The following is a 1,125-nucleotide window of genomic DNA, read 5'->3' on the forward strand; positions in this document are numbered from 1 at the left end:
CCCAGCATGAGCGTGAAGGTCGCTGGTGGTGGGAGGAAGCGACTCAAAAAGAATGCGGCTTGCACATTACCGAAAGTAAATAAGCCGTCGTCGATACAACAAGGCCGCTAATTCGCGGCCTTGTTTAACTAAAAGGAGCCTTGCTCTCTATAACGATTGCGCATACTTCTGCAAGCCTTTAGAGATCCCCTGCTCCAGGCCTTTCGAAATAATACTGGTAGTCAGTGGAATCTTAGACTCAAGCTCTATCGTGTAGTCTAGCGTTGTAGCGCCGCCTTCCTCACTAAATCTAAGCTCTCCTACATGGTTCTTAATGGGGCTTCCTTTAGTGATTTTGTATTGAATAAACTCATCTGGTTTAAACTCAGTAATCGTTTCTTCAAAGCCCGGTAAAATCCCGATCTTGATCTCTCTAACCGAACCCAAGCCGTTAGCACCATCAGCACCATCAACAACTCTAGACATATTGATACCACAAATCTTACCGAAAGTATTATGATCACTAAGTGTGGCAAATACCTCACTGACTGGCGCATTGAAAATTTGCTTCATTTTTATTGTATTAACAGACATGCATCACTTACCTTTTGGCGATTTAATAATGGATAGCGGCACGACAAAACAGCCGTGACCCCCAGTCATTATATATAAATATTCCGGGCTTTAAAGCGAAAAGCTACTACTTAAGAAATTAAGCGCTAAAGACAGTATAGGCGTGAAATCTTGTAGCTAAGCCGCTTTGGTTTTACTAGAATTAGCAAGCGGCATCATGAAATGACGACGCCCTCCAATATAACCGTAAATATGAGACCCCTATGTTTGACTACCAAGCCCCGAAAGACCTACTACAATCCAAAGTCATCTTAGTTACCGGAGCGGGTGATGGAATCGGCAAGACCGCAGCACTTAGCTTTGCCAAGCATGGAGCAACTGTAATTTTATTGGGGCGAACCGTTTCAAAGCTAGAAAAAGTATATGACGAGATTGAATCCAAAGGCTACCCAAAGCCGGCAATAATTCCAATGAACTTGGAAGGCGCTGTCGAGAAAGACTATATCGACGTTGCTAACTCGATCGAAGCAGAATTCACTCATATCGATGGCATCTTACACAACGCGGCGCAGC

The 1,125-nt window shown here is 43.9% G+C and carries 2 protein-coding genes; one reads left to right on the forward strand and one right to left on the reverse strand.

All coding sequences use genetic code 11. The features are described from left to right. Positions 1 to 147: 147 nt before the first annotated feature. Positions 148 to 573 (reverse strand): SRPBCC family protein, encoded by a 426-nt coding sequence (locus tag A3763_RS19580; protein WP_068510313.1) that lies wholly within the window; start codon positions 571 to 573, stop codon positions 148 to 150. A 242-nt stretch (positions 574 to 815) separates the two neighbouring features. Between A3763_RS19580 and A3763_RS19585 the strand changes: the two genes are divergently transcribed. Beyond that, positions 816 to 1,125 (forward strand): SDR family NAD(P)-dependent oxidoreductase (locus A3763_RS19585; protein WP_156495195.1); only part of this gene is annotated, 310 nt, incomplete at its 3' end.

This window comes from Oleiphilus sp. HI0128 (assembly GCF_001635365.1).